Genomic DNA, 18,856 nt, shown 5'->3' on the forward strand with positions numbered 1-18,856 from the left:
GATCGCGGGCCATTATAAAGCCGCATCTTATCTATAACATCCTAAAGAAAGGTGATAAGGAGGTTTCGTGCTTATCACCTTTTTTTAAGGGAACGAATTACATAATATTTAAGGAGGAAATCCCATGGCAATTACTGCTCAAATGGTTAAAGAACTTCGTGAAAAAACCGGCGCCGGCATGATGGACTGCAAAAAAGCGCTGACAGAAACAAACGGCGATATGGAAAAAGCCATCGACTATCTCCGTGAGAAAGGGATCGCAAAAGCTGCGAAAAAAGCGGATCGTATCGCTGCAGAAGGAACCACATATGTATTGAGCCAAGGCAATGATGCCGTTATTTTGGAAGTGAACGCAGAAACGGACTTTGTGGCGAAAAACGCAGAATTCCAAAACCTTGTAAAAGAAATCGCTGCGCATTTGCTGGCAACCAAACCGGCCGATTTGGATGCGGCTTTGAATTCCAAAATGGCTAACGGTTCTACTGTCAACGAATTCATAACACAGGCGATTTCCAAAATTGGCGAAAAAATCTCCCTTCGCCGCTTTGCCTTTAAAGCAAAATCGGATAACGGCGCATTTGGTGAATACCTCCATATGGGTGGCCGAATCGGCGTGCTTGTTGTTCTTGAAGGCACTACAGATGCCGGAGTCGCAAAAGACGTTGCCCTTCACGTTGCCGCGATGAACCCGAAATATGTTTCCCGCAACCAGGTTTCGGAAGAGGAAGTTGCTCATGAACGGGAAGTATTGAAGCAGCAGGCATTAAATGAAGGCAAGCCGGAAAAAATTGTCGAAAAGATGGTGGAAGGCCGCCTGAAAAAATACTTCGAAGAAATTTGTGTTGTCGACCAGGCATTTGTTAAAAATCCGGATCAAACTGTAGGCCAATATGTTGCTTCCCACAATGCAAAAATCGCGGAATTTGTGCGCTATGAAGTGGGCGAAGGCATTGAAAAACGCCAGGAAAACTTTGCCGAAGAAGTCATGAACCAAATTAAGAAAAACTAAAACAATGGAAAAAGGGGGACACACAGTGTTCCTCTTTTTAAAAAATTTAACTGTTTGTGCTTGCGAAAGTTTTCCTCACTTATGTGGGAAAAGCGGGCAACATGGGAAATACATGCATTATACATACAAAATGAACTGGAGGTTTAAAATGCTTACCCCTAAATACAAACGTGTTGTTTTAAAATTAAGTGGTGAGGCTTTGGCCGGAGAGCAGGGGTTTGGAATACATCCGACTGTCATCCAATCTGTTGCGCAGCAGGTAAAGGAAATCGTAGAACTAGGCGTTGAAGTGGCGGTCGTTGTCGGTGGCGGCAATATTTGGCGCGGCAAGATCGGCAGTCAAATGGGCATGGACAGGGCGACTGCTGATTATATGGGCATGCTGGCAACTGTCATGAACGCGTTGGCACTGCAGGACAGTCTCGAACAAAGCGGCGTTGAAACGCGTGTGCAAACTTCCATTGATATGCGCCAGGTGGCCGAGCCTTATATCAGAAGGCGGGCAATCCGGCATTTGGAAAAAGGGCGCGTTGTCATTTTTGCTGCAGGTACGGGCAACCCTTATTTTTCGACGGATACGACCGCTGCACTGCGGGCAGCCGAAATTGAAGCCGACGTCATATTAATGGCAAAAAATAATGTGGATGGGGTATATTCTGCCGATCCGAAATTGGATAAAAATGCCGTAAAATATGATGAGCTATCCTACCTGGACGTCATCAAAGAAGGGCTGGCCGTTATGGATTCAACTGCTTCATCTCTATGTATGGACAATGACATCCCACTTATAGTATTCTCAATTATGGAAGAAGGAAATATAAAACGCGCCGTCATGGGTGAAACCATCGGGACAATCGTTAGGGGGAAAGCATAATGACAAAGCAGGTCATTGATACGGCAAATGATAAAATGACAAAAGCAATTCAAGCTTTTCATCGCGAACTCAGTTCAATCCGTGCTGGCCGGGCAAACGCATCGCTGCTCGATAAAATCACGATAGCTTACTACGGAGCCCAGACGCCTGTTAACCAGCTTGCGTCCATTTCCGTTCCGGAAGCACGCCTTATGGTGGTGCAGCCGTACGATAAGACTGTACTCGGCGAAATCGAAAAAGCAATCTTAAAATCGGACCTCGGCCTGACACCGAACAATGACGGATCTGTCATCCGGCTTACGATCCCTCCACTGACGGAAGAGAGAAGAAAAGAACTGGTCAAATTGGTTAAAAAAGAAGCGGAAGAAGCGAAAGTCGCGGTCCGCAATATCCGCCGTGATGCAAACGATGAGCTGAAAAAACTCGAGAAAAACGGTGAAATTACGGAAGATGAACACCGCGGATTTGCGGATGATGTGCAAAAAATTACGGACCAACATATCAAAAAAATTGATAAAATCACAAAAACAAAAGAACAGGAAATCATGGAAGTCTGAAATCAGGCAAAAACTTCCATTGGCGCTTCGCCGGTGGAAGTTTTTTGTTCATACCACTGCCAAAAGCACGCCGGTAGCAGCAAAACAGATGATGGCCGCAAGTCCACTGTACAATGAAATTTTCGTGCGGCTTTCCCGTTGCTCTTTTGTTTCTAAAAAAATCATTTGCCCTTTGCCGGTCCCCACCTGCCCATGCCCTCCAAAAATGCAAAGGCCGGAAAATGAGAAGAATTTCATGGCACCCGATCCTCCCCACTGTATTAAGCTGCTATACGAATAAGCAACAGAAGGGTTCTTTTCCATTAGGATTTTTCAGCTTTTGAAACATGTTTAACAACAATCACGACTACACAAACGCATCTATTTTCTCTATAATAGAGAATGGCAAATTTAAAATATGATAGCCATACAAATTTTGCCAAATCGTAAACCGCAATACCCGTATGGCTGATGCGCCGTGCAATATGCAGGCGGATTCCATTTGGAGGGCAAATGTGCTTATGAATATAAAAAGATGGAAATCTTTCAATAAAGAAAGGGTGCCCGGGTACAGCACACGCGGGGAAAAGGTCAAAGCAGACGAAGTCCCCCGGCATGTTGCAATCATTATGGACGGAAACGGCAGGTGGGCGAAAAAGCGCCATTTGCCGAGGGTTGCCGGACACCATGAAGGAATGAAAACCATCCGCAAAATTACCCGAGTCGCCAATGAGCTTGGGATCAAAGTGCTGACACTGTATGCATTTTCAACTGAAAATTGGAAAAGGCCGAAAGCGGAAGTCGATTACTTAATGAAATTGCCGGAAGAATTTTTATCCACATATCTTCCAGAGTTGAAAGAACAAAATGTAAAGGTCCAGATGATGGGCCACAAGGAACAAATTCCGCTGCACACACAAAGGGCGATTAATAAAGCGATTCGGGAAACGGAAGGAAATAACGGCCTTATCTTGAATTTTGCGCTGAATTACGGCAGCCGGGACGAAATTATGCGTGCCGTGAAAAATATTTTAAATGATGTCAAAAATGGTATAATGGATGAAAATGAGCTGACCGAAGAAGTTTTCCACCGTTATTTAATGACGAACGGCCTACAGGATCCCGACCTATTAATCCGGACGAGCGGGGAAATCCGCCTCAGCAATTTCATGTTGTGGCAGCTTGCTTACACGGAATTTGTCTTTACGGATGTATTATGGCCGGATTTTAATGAGGAACATTTTCTGGACGCCATCGAGGAGTACCAGAAACGTTCCAGACGGTTTGGTGGTTTAAAAAGTGAGGAGCAGACTAGATGAAACAGAGAATCATAACCGCTGTCGTAGCAGCAGCCTTTTTTATTCCTTTTGTGATTTACGGGAAATTGCCGTTTATTTTGCTTGTCTATGCAATGGCGACCATTGCTTTGTATGAACTGCTGAGGATGGGGAAGCAGAGATTTTTTTCTTTTGAAGGGCTCCTTTCCGTACTGCTGTTGTGGATCATATTGTTCCCTTCCAAATACGTGCATTTCATTGAACGGTTCGGGTTTGCAAAACTCGAATATACTTACATGATTGTGCTGCTTTTTTTGGCATATACAGTGCTGACGAAAAACCGGCTTACGTTTGAAAAAGCGGGTTTCCATATTCTTTCCGCCATTTACGTGGGCATCGGCTTTTACTATTTTATTGAAACTAGAAATACGGCGGATTTAGGCATCACATATATTTTATACGCCCTTTTCTTAATTTGGGCGACGGATTCGGGCGCTTATTTTATCGGACGGGCTTTCGGCAGGCATAAGCTGTGGCCGGAAATCAGCCCGAATAAAACGGTCGAAGGCGCGTTTGGCGGTGTGCTGTGCGCTGTTATTGTCTCAGTCCTGTTTTTCTTTTTTACCGATATCGGTATCAGCCTCGGGCGGATGGTCGCCTCTACGGTCGTGCTGTCTATTTTCGGCCAGATTGGCGATTTGGTGGAATCCGCTTATAAGCGGCATTATGGCGTAAAGGATGCCGGGAATATTCTTCCGGGGCACGGTGGTATTCTGGATCGTTTTGACAGCTTATTATTTGTGTTGCCGCTCATCCATTTTTTAAAAATGATTGCAGCAAGGTGATATACGAGGGGGCGTATAAATATGAAACGGATTAGTCTTTTAGGGGCAACCGGCTCCATCGGCACGCAAACGCTGGATGTCATCCGGAATCACCCAAATGAATTTAAACTGGTTTCTTTTTCGGCAGGAAGCAATATAAATTTAACAAGGAAAATCATTTTGGAATTTCAGCCTGAATTCGTCTCAGTTGCTGGAAGAGAAGACTGCGTACGGTTGAAAAATGAATTTGGGGATGCTGCCGCTTTTTCATACGGGGAAGAAGGGCTAATCGAAGCGGCTGTTTATAAGGGAGCCGATCTGCTTGTAAATGCGGTTCTCGGGAGTGTCGGCCTTTTACCGACGCTTAAAGCGATCGAAGCAGGGAAAACGGTTGCTATCGCCAACAAAGAAACGCTTGTGACAGCCGGCCACCTTGTGTTGGAAGCAGCCGAAAAGGCCAAGACGGAAATTCTTCCGATCGACAGCGAACATTCGGCTATATTCCAATGTTTGCAAGGGGAAAATAGAAATGAAATCGAGCGTCTCATTATCACGGCGTCCGGCGGCAGTTTCCGAGACTATACAAGGGAACAGCTGATGCATGTGACCGTCAAGGATGCGCTGAACCACCCAAATTGGTCAATGGGTGCAAAAATTACGATCGATTCGGCAACAATGATGAATAAGGGCCTTGAAGTCATTGAGGCGCATTGGCTGTTCGGCCTTCCTTATGAAAAAATTGACACGGTGCTCCACCGCGAAAGCATTGTGCATTCTTTGGTGGAATTCCAGGATTTTAGCGTGAAGGCGCAGCTCGGCACGCCCGATATGCGGATTCCGATCCAATACGCCCTCAGTTACCCGAACAGGATGGAGCTTCCGGATGCAAAGCGCCTTGATTTGGCGGAAATCGGCCGGCTTCATTTTGAAAAAATGGACGAGGATCGTTTTTACTGCCTGAAGCTGGCTTATGAAGCCGGCAGGATAGGCGGATCAATGCCGGCTGTGCTGAATGCGGCCAATGAAACGGCTGTAAATGCCTTTTTGCAAGAAAAAATTCCGTTTTTACAGATTGATCAGTTGATTGAAAAGGCACTTGCAAGGCATAATGTAATTAAACACCCTGATTTGGAAACGATCCGTGCGGTTGATGCTGAAACGCGCGCCTATGTAAGTTCGCTTATTTAAACTGCGGATTGTTATGCATGTTGATCTTCCGGCCAGAGGCAGAAATTATTTTTAAAGTAAGGTGGTATTCATTTGACAACAGTAATAGCCTTTATTTTGATTTTTAGTTCGCTTGTCATTTTCCATGAAGCCGGGCATTTCTTCGTAGCAAAAAGAGCCGGAATTTTGTGTCGCGAATTTGCCATCGGCTTTGGCCCGAAGATCCTTTCCTTTAAGAAAAACGAAACGCAGTATACGATCCGTCTGCTCCCGATCGGCGGATATGTCAGGATGGCAGGGGAAGATCCTGACATACCGGAATTGAAACCCGGGCAGCGGATCGGGCTTTTGCTCGATGATAATGAAACGGTCGAAAAAATCGTGGTAAACGGGAAAGACCGGTATACCGGGCTGCGCATGATCGAGACGGAATCGGCTGATTTGGAGCATGCACTTGTGATAAAAGGCTATGAAGAAGGGGACGACGAGAACCTTCAAACGTTTAAAATAAAAAGGGATGCCGTGTTTGTGGAAGACCGTACGGAAATGCAGATTGCGCCGTGGGACCGCCAGTTTGCATCCAAATCTTTGGGAAAACGGGCACTGACGATTTTTGCAGGGCCGTTTATGAATTTTGTGTTGGCGGCGATTGTGTTTACGATGATGGCGATTGTTCAGGGCGTTCCGGTTTCCGATCCGGTACTTGGGACTGTAGTAAAGAATAGTGCAGCCGCTCAGGCCGGCCTCCACAAAGGGGATACGGTGATTAGCATTGACGGAGCGGAAATTTCCACTTGGAATGATATTGTAGAAGTGATCCAGAAGCATCCGGATGAAGAAATCACCTTTACAATTGAACGCGGCGGTAAAACGATGGATATTCCGGTAACGCCGAAAAGTGTGACGGTGGATGGCAAATTGATCGGCAGGATCGGGGTAAACAGCCCGGTTGACCATTCTCCGTTGAAAGTCGCCACTTACGGCATTACGCAGACGTATGTATGGACGGTGGAAATTTTTAAATTGCTCGGCCACCTGATTACAGGCGGATTTTCGATTGACGCGTTGTCAGGGCCGGTCGGCATTTACAAATCTACGGAGACAGTTGCCAAATCTGGCTTGATTTATCTCTTTAAATGGGCCGGGCTTTTAAGCATCAATATCGGGATCATGAACCTGCTCCCGCTGCCGGCTTTGGACGGCGGAAGGCTACTGTTTTTCGGGATTGAAGCTTTAAGGGGCAAACCGATTGACCGGCAAAAAGAAGGGATTGTCCATTTTATCGGCTTTGCGCTTTTAATGCTGTTGATGATTATCGTCACCTGGAACGATATCCAAAGGTTTTTCCTCTAGAATCTTATGCGGGCTGTTGATGGCCATCGCCGTTTTCGTTTCACTTTCCTGGTGCACGGCTTACGCTATTCCATGGATCATCGCGAATGCCGCGGATAAAACATGACTGCCATTGTCATCCGTAAAAATGATAAAATTTTCCAATCGGGCAATCGCCTATAGTTGATTGCCTGAATCTTATTGAAAACTGAATATAGGAGTGCGATTGTATGAGACAAAGTAAGATGTTTATTCCGACACTGCGGGATGTGCCTGCTGATGCCGAAATTAAAAGCCACCAGCTGCTTCTTCGTGCCGGATACATACGGCAGGTTGCAAGCGGCGTTTATACGTATTTGCCGCTGGCTAGAAATGTATTACATAAAATTGAAACAATTATCCGCGAAGAAATGGAAGCAATTGGCTCGATGGAACTGCTCATGCCGGCGCTGCAGCCTGCGGAATTATGGCAGGAATCGGGGCGTTGGTATTCGTACGGCCCTGAACTGATGCGGCTGAAGGATCGCCACGAACGTGACTTTGCGCTCGGTCCGACGCATGAAGAAGTCATTACAAGTCTCATTCGCGGCGAAATCAAATCGTACAAACGGCTGCCGCTTTCTTTATACCAGATCCAAACGAAATTCCGCGATGAAAAAAGGCCGCGTTTCGGTTTATTGCGGGGCCGCGAATTCGTCATGAAAGATGCGTATTCTTTTCATGCCGATCAAGAAAGCCTAGATGAAACGTATAACGATATGTACCGTGCCTATTCGAATATTTTCTCTAGGTGTAAACTCGATTTCCGCGCCGTATTGGCCGACTCGGGGGCAATCGGTGGGAAAGATACGCAGGAGTTTATGGTGCTTTCTGAAATCGGGGAAGACACAATTGCGTATTCCGATGCATCCGATTATGCGGCCAATATCGAAATGGCGGAAGTAAAAACGGTTTATACGAAGCCGGACAAACCGGAAAAGCCGCTTGAAAAAATCCCGACACCCGGGCAAAAGACAATCGCCCAGATCGTGGATTTCCTGAAAGCAGATCCTGTACAATGCCTGAAAACGTTAGTGCTGAAAGCGGATGACGAATATGTCATCGTGCTTGTGCGCGGCGACCATGAAGTGAATGAAATCAAAGTGAAAAACCTCCTCGGAGCCGAAACAATTGAGATGGCCGATCCGGAAATCATCAAAACGTTGATGGGGGCGGATATTGGTTCACTCGGCCCAGTCGGCGCCCCGGAAAACATCCGTATTCTTGCGGACAATGCCGTCCAGTATGTTGTAAACGGGATTTGCGGCGCCAACGAAAACGACTACCATTACATCAATGCCAACCCGGGGCGCGATTACCGTGTTGATTTGTACGGCGACCTCCGCAATATCCAGGAAGGGGATCCGTCGCCGGACGGAAAAGGAACGATCCGTTTTGCCCGCGGCATTGAAGTCGGTCATATTTTCAAACTCGGCACAAAATACAGCGAAGCGATGCACGCCGCCTTTTTGGACGAAAATGGCAGGGAACAGGTGATACTGATGGGCTGTTACGGGATCGGCGTTTCCCGCACATTAATGGCAGTCTGCGAACAGCATAACGATGATAAAGGTTTGGTATGGCCTGTCAATCTTGCACCGTTTGAAGTCCATCTAGTGCCGGTCAATATGAAAGATGAAAAACAAGCCGGGCTTACTGAAAAGCTCTATACGGAATTGCAAAAGCAGTTTACGGTTTTAATGGATGACAGAAATGAACGACCGGGTGTTAAATTTGCAGATTCCGATTTGATCGGGCTGCCGACCCGTGTAACGGTCGGGAAAAAAGCATCGGAAGGGATTGTAGAAATCAAGGTTAGAAAAACCGGCGAAGTGCTGGAAGTAAAACAGGAAGATTTGTCCGGCACCATTGCCAATATTCTTGCAAAACTTGCGTAATGGAATTGATCTGGGGCATCGGCTTTCCGGCCGGTGCTTCTCTGTTTATATTCGCGGCTGGCAAGATTTATACATGCTAGAATCGTTGAATTATCGTTATAGTTTTTTTAAGATGTTTACGAGGCTAACTTTAATGGATGGGAGAGGAAAACATGATTGAAAATCCCGCCGAAAAGAAAGAAAGGTTTCAAATTTTGCTGCAGCAGTTGAAACTGACGGACGACGGGCTTTACAGCCATTTTCAAAACGGGGAAATTGAAAAGCTTGTCGTGGAACGCCAGTCGAAACGATGGCACTTTTATTTTTTATTGGAAAAAATCCTTCCTATTGAAGCGTATTTACAGTTTTCAACCCGGCTGTGCCAAGCTTTTCAGCATATTGCAAAGGTCAGTTTTTCTATCCGGACGAAAGATGCATCTTTCAAGCCTGGGCTTGTAGCAGACTATTGGAACGCCTGCCTTCGGGAGTTTGAAGGCATGTCGCCGATGCTCTTGTCTTTATTGTCGGAGCAGGTGCCGAAAGTAACTGGCAATAAATTTACCTTAACCGGCCGGAATGATCCGGAAGCGAGGACATTAAAACAAAAATACGGGGGGCTGATTACCGGTTTTTACGAACGGGCAGGCTTCCCGAAGTTAATGTTTGATGTGGAAACCGCACCTGTACCGCAGTCTTCCGAAGAATATGCAAAATTTATGGAAGAAAAGAAAAAAGAAGATGAGGAACGGGCGAGGCAGGCGGTTCTGGAAATGCAGAAAAGCATGTCCGAAGACCGTAAGCAGGATGCGCCTGAAGATGAAGGCCCGCTGATGATCGGGCTGAAAATCCCGGATGATGACGAAATCCGCAGCATTTCGGAAATTGTGGATGAAGAAAGGCGCATTACGGTGGAAGGATATGTTTTTGACGTTGAAACAAAAGAACTGCGCAGCGGCCGGACGCTTTTGCAGCTGAAAATGACAGACTATACGAGCTCTATCCTTGTGAAAATGTTCTCGCGCGATAAAGAAGATGCCGCCCAGTTTGCCCGCCTGAAAAAAGGCATGTGGCTCAGGGCGCGCGGCAGCATCCAAAACGATACATTTGTGCGCGATTTGGTCATGATTGCGAATGACATTTGTGAAATTGCCCCGCATGTACGCAAAGATACAGCCTCGGAAAATGAAAAGCGCGTCGAACTCCATCTCCATACGCCGATGAGCCAGATGGACGCCGTTACTTCTGTCAGCGACCTTGTGGCTCAGGCGAAAAAATGGGGGCATCCGGCCATAGCGGTCACGGACCATGCCGTAGCGCAAAGTTTCCCGGAAGCTTACAGCGCCGGCAAAAAGAACGGTATTAAAGTGATTTTCGGCCTTGAAGCCAACCTCGTTGACGACGGGGTGCCGATCGCTTATAACGATGCCCATGTGAATCTTGATGAGGCGACATATGTTGTGTTTGACGTCGAAACGACAGGGCTTTCCGCCGTCTACGACACCATTATTGAAGTGGCAGCCATTAAAATTAAAAACGGGGAAGTGATTGACCGTTTTGAACGGTTTGCCAACCCTGGGCACCCGCTCTCAAATACGATCATTGAGCTGACGAACATTACCGATGAGATGTTAAAAGATGCGCCGGATATTTCGGTAGTGCTGAAAGAATATCACGAGTGGATCGGCGATGCCATTTTGGTTGCCCATAACGCTTCGTTTGATGTCGGCTTTTTAAATGTGGGCCTGCAGAAAATCGGTTTGCCGAAATCGAACAACCCGGTTATTGATACGCTCGAACTTGGCCGGTTTTTATACCCGGATTTTAAAAACTACCGGCTGAATACGCTCGCGAAAAAATTCAATGTCGAACTGACCCAGCATCACCGCGCGATTTACGATACGGAAGCAACCGGGCAGATTTTCCTGAAGATGCTGAAAGACGCACGCGAAAGGAATATCGAATACCATGACCAGTTTAACCAGTATATGGGCGAAGGCGGCGCATTTAAACGGGCGCGCCCGTCCCACTGCACCCTGCTTGTGCAGACGCAGGAAGGCCTGAAAAACTTATTTAAACTGATTTCGTTATCGCATATCGATTACTTTTACCGCGTGCCGCGGATTCCGCGTTCACAGCTGCAAAAGTACCGCGACGGAATTCTTGTCGGGTCCGGCTGCGACAAAGGCGAAGTTTTCGAAGGGATGATGCAGAAAGATCCGGCAGAAGTTGAGGAACTGGCACGCTTTTATGACTTTCTGGAAGTGCATCCGAAAGAAGTGTATGCGCCCCTTATTGAACAGGAACTTGTCCGCGATGAAAAAGCGCTCGAAGAAATCATTGCAAAGATCGTGAAACTTGGCGAAAAATTAAATTTGCCTGTCGTTGCGACTGGCAATGTCCATTATTTGAATCCGGAAGATAAAATCTACCGGAAAATCCTGATCAGCTCCCAGGGCGGCGCGAATCCGCTCAACCGGTATGAGCTGCCGGATGTCCATTTCCGTACAACGGATGAAATGCTGGAATGCTTTGCTTTTCTCGGCGAAGAAAAAGCGAAGGAAATCGTCGTTTATAATACGCAGAAAATCGCGGATTTAATCGGGGATGTCAAACCGATTAAAGATGATTTGTACACGCCGAAAATTGAAGGGGCGGAAGAAGAAATCCGCGAGCAGAGTTATAAGCGAGCAAAAAGCATATACGGTGATCCGCTGCCGGAGATTGTCGAGGACAGACTTGAAAAAGAGCTGAAAAGCATTATCGGCCACGGGTTTGCGGTCATTTATCTGATTGCCCATAAGCTTGTAAAAAAATCTTTGGACGACGGATACCTTGTCGGTTCGCGGGGGTCGGTCGGTTCCTCATTGGTCGCAACCATGACGGAAATTACCGAGGTCAATCCGCTCCCGCCACATTATGTCTGCCCGAACTGCAAGCATTCCGAGTTTTTCGATGACGGTTCCATCGGTTCCGGCTTTGACCTGCCGGATAAAAACTGCCCGAACTGCGGGGCAAAATACAAAAAAGACGGCCATGATATCCCGTTTGAAACGTTCCTCGGCTTTAAAGGGGATAAAGTCCCGGATATTGATCTGAACTTTTCCGGCGATTACCAGCCGCGCGCCCATGCTTACACAAAAGTTTTGTTCGGCGAAGACTTCGTATACCGGGCGGGGACGATCGGCACCGTTGCCGAAAAAACGGCATACGGTTATGTAAAAGGGTACGCACAGGACCATAATATCACCTTCAGGGGTGCTGAAGTCGACCGGCTTGTCCAAGGCTGCACCGGCGTCAAACGGACAACCGGCCAGCACCCGGGCGGCATCATCGTTGTTCCTGATTATATGGACATTTATGATTTCACGCCGATCCAGTATCCGGCCGATGACAGCAGCTCTGATTGGCGGACGACGCATTTTGACTTCCACTCGATCCACGATAACATTTTAAAGCTCGATATACTCGGGCACGATGATCCGACCGTCATCCGCATGCTACAGGATTTAAGCGGTATCGACCCGAAAACAATTCCGACCGATGATCCGGAAGTCATGAAAATTTTCAGCGGAACGGAATCGCTCGGGGTGACGGAGGAGCAAATCATGTGTAAAACCGGCACACTCGGCATTCCGGAATTTGGAACAAAGTTTGTGCGGCAGATGCTCGAAGATACAAAGCCGACGACGTTTTCCGAACTCGTCCAGATTTCGGGGCTTTCGCACGGCACGGATGTATGGCTCGGCAATGCGCAGGAACTGATCCAAAACGGGACATGCACCCTTCCGGAAGTGATCGGCTGCCGGGACGATATTATGGTGTACTTGATTTATCAGGGCCTTGAGTCTTCCCTTGCCTTTAAAATAATGGAATCGGTGCGGAAAGGGAAAGGGCTGCAGCCGGAGATGGAAGAAGAGATGATCAAGCAGAATGTGCCGAAATGGTATATTGAATCGTGCAAAAAGATCAAATATATGTTTCCGAAAGCCCACGCCACCGCATACGTCCTGATGGCGGTCCGGATTGCTTATTTTAAGGTGTACTATCCGCTTTTATACTATGCAACTTACTTTACGGTTCGGGCGGAAGATTTTGATTTGGACGCGATGATCCACGGTTCAAACTCGATCCGGGCGAAAATTAACGAGATCAACGCAAAAGGGATGGATGCGTCGGCAAAAGAGAAAAGCCTGCTGACGGTATTGGAACTGGCGCTTGAAATGTGCGAGCGCGGCTTCCGCTTCCAGCCGATTGATTTGTACCGTTCGGAAGCGGACAAGTTTGTCATCGACGGCGACTCGCTTATTCCGCCTTTCAACGCCATTCCGGGCCTAGGCACAAACGCGGCTGTCAATATTGTAAAAGCGCGTGAAGAAGGCGAATTCCTGTCAAAAGAAGATTTGCAAAGGCGCGGGAAAGTATCGAAAACGATTATGGAATACCTTGACCAGCACGGCTGCCTAGAATCGCTTCCGGAGCAAAACCAATTATCCCTGTTTTAATAGACTTTATTCGAAAAAAGTATAATCTTTTTCAAATTTGCATTTTCAAGTATGTTATGGTATAGTCTTTTATGGAAATACTACTGATAAACTCTCGTGTAAAAGAGTGGGGCGTAACCCCGCTCTTTCGTGTTTTAAATCGGAACTTTTCAGGAGGTCAGCATGAGTAAAGTCGTTGAAGTGGTGGAAGAACTTGCATCCCCGATTGCGGAAGAACTCGGCCTTGAACTGGTTGATATCGAATATGTAAAAGAAGGAAAAAGCTGGTTCCTTCGTGTCTATATTGATAAAGAAGAAGGTGTGGATATCGAGGAGTGCGGGCTTGTAAGCGAACGCCTCAGCGAAAAGCTGGATGAAGTTGACCCGATTCCCCACAATTATTTTCTTGAGGTTTCATCACCGGGTGCCGAACGCCCATTAAAAAAACAGCGGGATTTTGAACGCGCTGTCGGCCGGAGCGTTCTCGTCAAAACTTATGAGCCGATTGACGGGGAGAAAATATTCCAGGGAAAACTGATCGCTTTTCAGCCTGATTTATTAACATTAGAATGTAAGGTGAAAACAAGAAAAGTCGAAAAGGAAATCCCGTTTGAAAAAGTGGCCCAGGCGCGACTGGCCGTTGAATTTTAAAGCGTAAATGAAAGAAGCGGTTCATCAGCAGTAAAAGCTCCAAAAAATGAAGGGGGACCAAATTTCCATGAGCTCAGAATTGGTAGATGCTCTTACAATGCTTGAAAAAGAAAAAGGGATTTCGCGGGAATTGCTTGTCGAAGCGATTGAAGCCGCCCTTGTCTCGGCATACCGCCGCAACTTTAACCAGGCGCAGAATGTAAGGACGGATTTGAACCTTGCAAACGGCACAATCCGCGTTTTTGCCCGTAAAGATGTTGTAGAAGAAGTTTTCGATTCAAGGCTTGAAATATCGCTTGAAGACGCCAAAAAAATTAATCCATCGTATGAAATCGGGGATGTTGTCGAAATCGAAGTGACACCGAAAGATTTCGGCCGGATTGCGGCACAAACCGCGAAACAGGTTGTGACGCAGCGTGTCAGGGAAGCGGAACGGGGAATCATTTACAACGAGTTCATCGACCGCGAAGACGATATTATGACAGGGATTGTACAGCGGAAAGACGCGCGTTTTACGTATGTCAGCCTTGGAAAAGCCGAAGCATTGCTGCCGCCGGGCGAACAGTCGCCGAATGAAGCGTACAATCCGCACGACAGGATCAAAGTGTATATCACAAAAGTCGAAAAAACCACGAAAGGTCCGCAGATTTTCGTTTCACGGACGCACCCGGGTCTATTAAAACGGTTGTTTGAATTGGAAGTCCCGGAAATATACGACGGGACAGTTGAAATCCGCTCCGTGGCCCGCGAAGCAGGAGACCGCTCGAAAATTTCCGTTTATACTGACCGTCCGGATGTCGATCCCGTCGGGGCATGCGTCGGTCCTAAAGGGGCGCGCGTGCAAGCGATCGTTAACGAACTTCATGGCGAAAAAATCGATATCGTAAAATGGTCGGACGATCCGGTTGAGTTTGTCGCAAATGCATTAAGCCCTTCAAAAGTGCTTGATGTCATTGTGGATGAAAAAAATAAAGCGACGACTGTCATCGTCCCGGATTACCAGTTATCGCTTGCAATCGGGAAACGCGGCCAGAATGCAAGACTGGCGGCGAAACTGACAGGATGGAAAATTGATATTAAGAGCGAAACGGACGCAAGGGAAACAGGCATTTATCCGCGCCCGGAAACTTTTGAAGGAGAAATGCCGGCTGAAACGGAAGAAACGCTGGATCCCGTTCTAAATAAAGAAACGGCCGAATTCCTTGCTGCGGAAGAAGAAACCGGACTCCATGCGAAAGAGGAAAAAGTGCCTGAATTTGATGAAAAAGATGATGAAATCGAATAAGGAGTGAGGACGATGGCGACACGTAAGAAAATTCCGATGAGAAAATGCGTTGCAACGGGAGAAATGAAACCGAAAAAGGAAATGCTCCGTATTGTCCGTTCCAAAGAAGGGGAGATTTCAATCGACCCGACCGGGAAAAAATCCGGAAGAGGCGCCTATCTTTCAAAAGATGAGGAAGCCGTGCTTTTGGCAAAGAAAAAAAATATTCTCGCAAGCCATCTCGGCGCTGCGATAGAAGATTCCTTTTACGATGAAATATTGGCGTTTATCCAAAAAGAAAAAAAGGAGAATAAACAAAAACTATGAACGGAAACCGGGCGATGTCCTTTTTAGGCCTTGCCAACCGGGCAGGAAAAGCCGTTTCGGGAGAGGAGCTCGTTCTGAAAGAGGTTCGGTCGGGCCGGGCAAAGCTTGTATTATTGTCAAAAGATGCCTCATCCAACACGTCGAAAAAGGTTTTAGATAAATGCCGTTTCTACAATGTGCCTGTACATTTTGTTGAAACGAGAGAAACACTTGGGAAAGCCATCGGGAAAGAGGCAAGGGTTACAGTGGCGGTTTGCGACCGCGGTTTTGCGGAAAAACTTGCCGAACTGCTCGATGAATCATAGGTGGGGGTGACGACATGAGCAAAATACGTATTTACGAGTATGCGAAAGCTCATCATACTTCAAGCAAGGAAGTCATATCGAAATTAAAACAAATGAATATAGAGGTATCCAATCATATGTCGATGATCGATGGGGAAACTGTAAGTAAGCTGGATGCTTTCTACAGCGGAAAGAAGCAACATTCGGACGGGAAAAAACAAAACGTACAAAAAGCGCCTGCAAAACGTGAAAGGAATGAAAAAGCCGAGAAAGCACAGCCTGAAGGCCGCGAACACCATGAAAAGAGCGGAAAACAAAGGCAGAAAAACGGGAATCACGGAAACGGCAATATGAAAAAGCAAGCGCGTGAAAACAATGTGAAACCTTTCAACAAGCAAAAGAAAAACAAGAAAAATAAAAATGCCAAACAACAGCCACAGCCTGCCCAAAAGAAAAAGGAACTGCCTGAAAAAATTACGTTCACCGAATCGCTGACAGTGGCGGAACTGGCGAAAAAGCTGAACCGTGAGCCGTCCGAAATTATTAAAAAATTGTTCCTATTGGGCGTTGTGGCAACGATCAACCAGCAGCTCGACAAAGACGCAATCGAGTTGATTGCCTCGGAATACGGCGTGAAAGTCGAAGAAGAAGTTGTCATCGACCAGACGGATTTGGAAACGTATTTTACGGAAGACCGTGAAGAAGACCTTGAAGTCCGCCCGCCGGTTGTCACCATTATGGGCCATGTCGACCATGGGAAAACAACGACACTTGATTCCATCCGCCACACGAAGGTCACTGCAGGGGAAGCAGGCGGCATTACACAGCATATCGGTGCGTACCAGGTCAAAATTGATGGTAAAAAAATTACGTTTTTGGATACGCCCGGTCATGAAGCATTTACGACGATGCGGGCGCGCGGGGCGCAGGTAACTGATATTACGGTTCTTGTCGTCGCGGCTGATGACGGCGTGAAGCCGCAGACTGTGGAAGCGATCAACCACGCAAAAGCAGCAGATGTGCCAATTATTGTTGCTGTCAATAAAATTGACAAACCGACGGCTAATCCGGAGCGGGTCATGCAGGAATTGACAGAATACGGACTGATTCCGGAAGATTGGGGCGGCGATACGATTTATGTCCCGATTTCCGCTTTAACGGGGGAAGGAATCGATAACCTGCTTGAAATGATTTTACTTGTCAGCGAAGTGGAAGAACTGAAAGCCAACCCGAACCGGCGTGCGCTCGGCTCAGTCATTGAAGCGCGCCTTGATAAAGGCCGCGGCCCTGTTGCAACATTGCTCGTGCAAAATGGCACGCTGCATGTTGGCGATCCGATCGTTGTCGGCCATACTTACGGGCGTGTCCGCGCAATGGTCAATGACCTCGGACGCCGTGTAAAAGAAGCCGGCCCGTCCACGCCGGTCGAAATCACCGGCTTGAATGATGTCCCTGAAGCGGGCGACCGTTTTGTCGTATTCGAAGACGAGAAAACCGCGCGCCAAATTGGGGAAGCCAGAAAACAGCAGGCTGTCCAGGCGCACCGCAACGAAACGGCCCGCATCAGCCTTGACACCTTGTTTGAACAATTGAAACAAGGGGAAATGAAAGAATTAAATGTCATCGTAAAAGCGGATGTGCAAGGTTCTGTTGAAGCGCTGACCGCAGCCCTGCAAAAAATTGATGTGGAGGGCGTCAATATTAAAGTCATCCATACAGGGGTCGGTGCGATCACTGAATCCGATGTGGCGCTCGCCTCTGCGTCCAACGCGATTATTATCGGGTTTAACGTCCGCCCGGATGCCAATGCAAAACGTGCGGCCGAAACGGAAAAAGTCGATATCCGCCTGCACCGCATCATTTATAAGGCGATCGAAGAAATTGAATCGGCGATGAAAGGGATGCTCGATCCTGAATACGAAGAAAAAATCATCGGTCAGGTCGAAGTACGGCAGACGTTTAAAGTATCCAGAATCGGCACAATTGCCGGCGGCTATGTAACCGACGGGAAAATTACCCGCGACAGCGGCGTCCGCGTCATCCGCGACGGCGTCGTCATTTACGAAGGCGAAATCGATACGCTGAAACGGTTTAAAGATGATGTGAAAGAAGTCAATCAGGGGTACGAATGCGGCATCACCATTAAAAACTTTAATGACATCAAAGAAGGAGATGTCCTCGAGTCCTTTATCATGGAAGAAGTAGAAAGGGCATGATTGGCAGCGTCCGGTGCGAATTTCACATCCATGATGCCCATTCGCTGAAAGAAAAACGGGCGGTTTTGCAAAGGATGCTGACACGTCTGAAGCAAAAATACAATGTCGCGGCTGGTGAAATGGATTTCCAGGATGTATGGCAGCGGACCATGATTGAGGTAGTAACGGTCGCATCAAGCCAGGCCAAGGCAGAAAAAGAATTGCAGAGGGCGATCAAGTTTCTCGACTCTTGCCCGGAGTGGGAGCGGCTTGAAACGAATTTTGAATGGCTATAAATGAGGTGTGAGTGATGAGTCTTCGTACGAGCAGGGTTGGCGAGCAAATGAAAAAAGAGCTGAGCGATATCATCGGCAGAAAATTAAAAGACCCGCGCGTCGGCTTTGTGACAGTCACCGATGTGGAGGTCACAGGCGATCTGCAGCAGGCAAAAGTGTTCATCACCGTTTTGGGCGATGATGAGAAAAAGAAAGAAACACTTGCCGGCTTGGAAAAAGCAAAGGGATTTATCCGGTCGGAAGTGGGCAACAGGATCCGGCTGCGCAAAACGCCTGAACTGTTTTTTGAAATCGATGAATCCATTGAATACGGCAACCGCATTGAAACATTGATTAAAAAGATTCATGACAGTGAAGAGTGACCATTGTTGGAAACTGATTGCAGCCGAAAACGGGTTCAATCGGTTTCCTTTTTTTAAGCTT

General features: G+C 47.2%; 17 protein-coding genes. 16 read left to right on the forward strand and 1 reads right to left on the reverse strand.

All coding sequences use genetic code 11. From position 1 onward, the window contains the following. Positions 1-124 precede the first annotated feature (124 nt). The 3 genes from tsf to frr all read left to right on the forward strand — a co-directional run bounded on the left by tsf (position 125) and on the right by frr (position 2,440). On the forward strand, positions 125-1,009 hold the full coding sequence (tsf, locus tag GBH70_RS00380; RefSeq protein ID WP_151679158.1) for a translation elongation factor Ts: 885 nt from the start codon (positions 125-127) through the stop codon (positions 1,007-1,009). A 148-nt stretch (positions 1,010-1,157) separates the two neighbouring features. After that, positions 1,158-1,883 (forward strand): UMP kinase, encoded by a 726-nt coding sequence (pyrH, locus tag GBH70_RS00385; RefSeq protein ID WP_151679159.1) that lies wholly within the window; start codon positions 1,158-1,160, stop codon positions 1,881-1,883. Continuing rightward, positions 1,883-2,440, forward strand: coding sequence for a ribosome recycling factor (gene frr, locus GBH70_RS00390; protein ID WP_151679160.1), 558 nt, complete (start codon positions 1,883-1,885; stop codon positions 2,438-2,440). The genes pyrH and frr overlap by 1 nt, the downstream gene beginning before the upstream one ends. A 48-nt stretch (positions 2,441-2,488) precedes the next feature. Here frr and GBH70_RS16565 read toward each other — a convergent pair whose 3' ends face one another. Beyond that, positions 2,489-2,626, reverse strand: a complete 138-nt coding sequence (locus tag GBH70_RS16565; protein ID WP_172967426.1) for a hypothetical protein — start codon at positions 2,624-2,626, stop codon at positions 2,489-2,491. A gap of 308 nt (positions 2,627-2,934) precedes the next feature. Between GBH70_RS16565 and uppS the strand changes: the two genes are divergently transcribed. The 13 genes from uppS to rbfA all read left to right on the forward strand — a co-directional run bounded on the left by uppS (position 2,935) and on the right by rbfA (position 18,795). Continuing rightward, positions 2,935-3,738 (forward strand): undecaprenyl pyrophosphate synthase, encoded by an 804-nt coding sequence (gene uppS, locus GBH70_RS00395; RefSeq protein WP_371862220.1) that lies wholly within the window; start codon positions 2,935-2,937, stop codon positions 3,736-3,738. Beyond that, complete coding sequence (locus tag GBH70_RS00400; protein ID WP_151679161.1) at positions 3,735-4,541, forward strand: phosphatidate cytidylyltransferase; 807 nt, start codon at positions 3,735-3,737, stop codon at positions 4,539-4,541. Before uppS ends, GBH70_RS00400 begins: the two co-directional genes overlap by 4 nt. A 21-nt stretch (positions 4,542-4,562) precedes the next feature. Then, positions 4,563-5,708 carry a 1-deoxy-D-xylulose-5-phosphate reductoisomerase gene (gene dxr, locus GBH70_RS00405; RefSeq protein WP_151679162.1) on the forward strand — a complete coding sequence of 382 codons (1,146 nt, stop codon included), beginning with the start codon at positions 4,563-4,565 and terminating at the stop codon, positions 5,706-5,708. 72 nt (positions 5,709-5,780) lie between these two features. Then, complete coding sequence (gene rseP / locus GBH70_RS00410) at positions 5,781-7,040, forward strand: RIP metalloprotease RseP (protein WP_151679163.1); 1,260 nt, start codon at positions 5,781-5,783, stop codon at positions 7,038-7,040. 209 nt (positions 7,041-7,249) lie between these two features. Then, the gene (locus GBH70_RS00415; RefSeq protein ID WP_151679164.1) at positions 7,250-8,956 is read left to right on the forward strand and encodes a proline--tRNA ligase; all 1,707 of its coding nucleotides are present in this window, start codon (positions 7,250-7,252) and stop codon (positions 8,954-8,956) included. 152 nt (positions 8,957-9,108) lie between these two features. Continuing rightward, the gene (locus tag GBH70_RS00420; RefSeq protein ID WP_151679165.1) at positions 9,109-13,437 is read left to right on the forward strand and encodes a PolC-type DNA polymerase III; all 4,329 of its coding nucleotides are present in this window, start codon (positions 9,109-9,111) and stop codon (positions 13,435-13,437) included. Between the two features lie 162 nt (positions 13,438-13,599). Then, entirely contained in the window at positions 13,600-14,067 is a 468-nt protein-coding gene (rimP, locus tag GBH70_RS00425; RefSeq protein WP_151679166.1) for a ribosome maturation factor RimP, read from the forward strand. Between the two features lie 67 nt (positions 14,068-14,134). Next, entirely contained in the window at positions 14,135-15,352 is a 1,218-nt protein-coding gene (gene nusA / locus GBH70_RS00430; RefSeq protein ID WP_151679167.1) for a transcription termination factor NusA, read from the forward strand. Between the two features lie 12 nt (positions 15,353-15,364). After that, the gene (gene rnpM / locus GBH70_RS00435) at positions 15,365-15,658 is read left to right on the forward strand and encodes an RNase P modulator RnpM (protein ID WP_151679168.1); all 294 of its coding nucleotides are present in this window, start codon (positions 15,365-15,367) and stop codon (positions 15,656-15,658) included. Next, a complete protein-coding gene (locus GBH70_RS00440; RefSeq protein ID WP_151679169.1) occupies positions 15,655-15,963 on the forward strand; it encodes a YlxQ family RNA-binding protein in 309 nt (102 codons plus the stop codon). The genes rnpM and GBH70_RS00440 overlap by 4 nt, the downstream gene beginning before the upstream one ends. 14 nt (positions 15,964-15,977) lie before the next feature. Further along, positions 15,978-18,158 carry a translation initiation factor IF-2 gene (gene infB, locus GBH70_RS00445; RefSeq protein WP_151679170.1) on the forward strand — a complete coding sequence of 727 codons (2,181 nt, stop codon included), beginning with the start codon at positions 15,978-15,980 and terminating at the stop codon, positions 18,156-18,158. After that, complete coding sequence (locus GBH70_RS00450; RefSeq protein ID WP_151679171.1) at positions 18,155-18,433, forward strand: DUF503 domain-containing protein; 279 nt, start codon at positions 18,155-18,157, stop codon at positions 18,431-18,433. The genes infB and GBH70_RS00450 overlap by 4 nt, the downstream gene beginning before the upstream one ends. 14 nt (positions 18,434-18,447) lie before the next feature. Further along, entirely contained in the window at positions 18,448-18,795 is a 348-nt protein-coding gene (gene rbfA / locus GBH70_RS00455; protein WP_151679172.1) for a 30S ribosome-binding factor RbfA, read from the forward strand. The last annotated feature ends 61 nt before the right edge of the window (positions 18,796-18,856 follow it).

The sequence above is a fragment of the Weizmannia acidilactici genome, assembly GCF_008974225.1.
Classification (GTDB): Bacteria; Bacillota; Bacilli; order Bacillales; family Bacillaceae_C; genus Weizmannia; species Weizmannia acidilactici.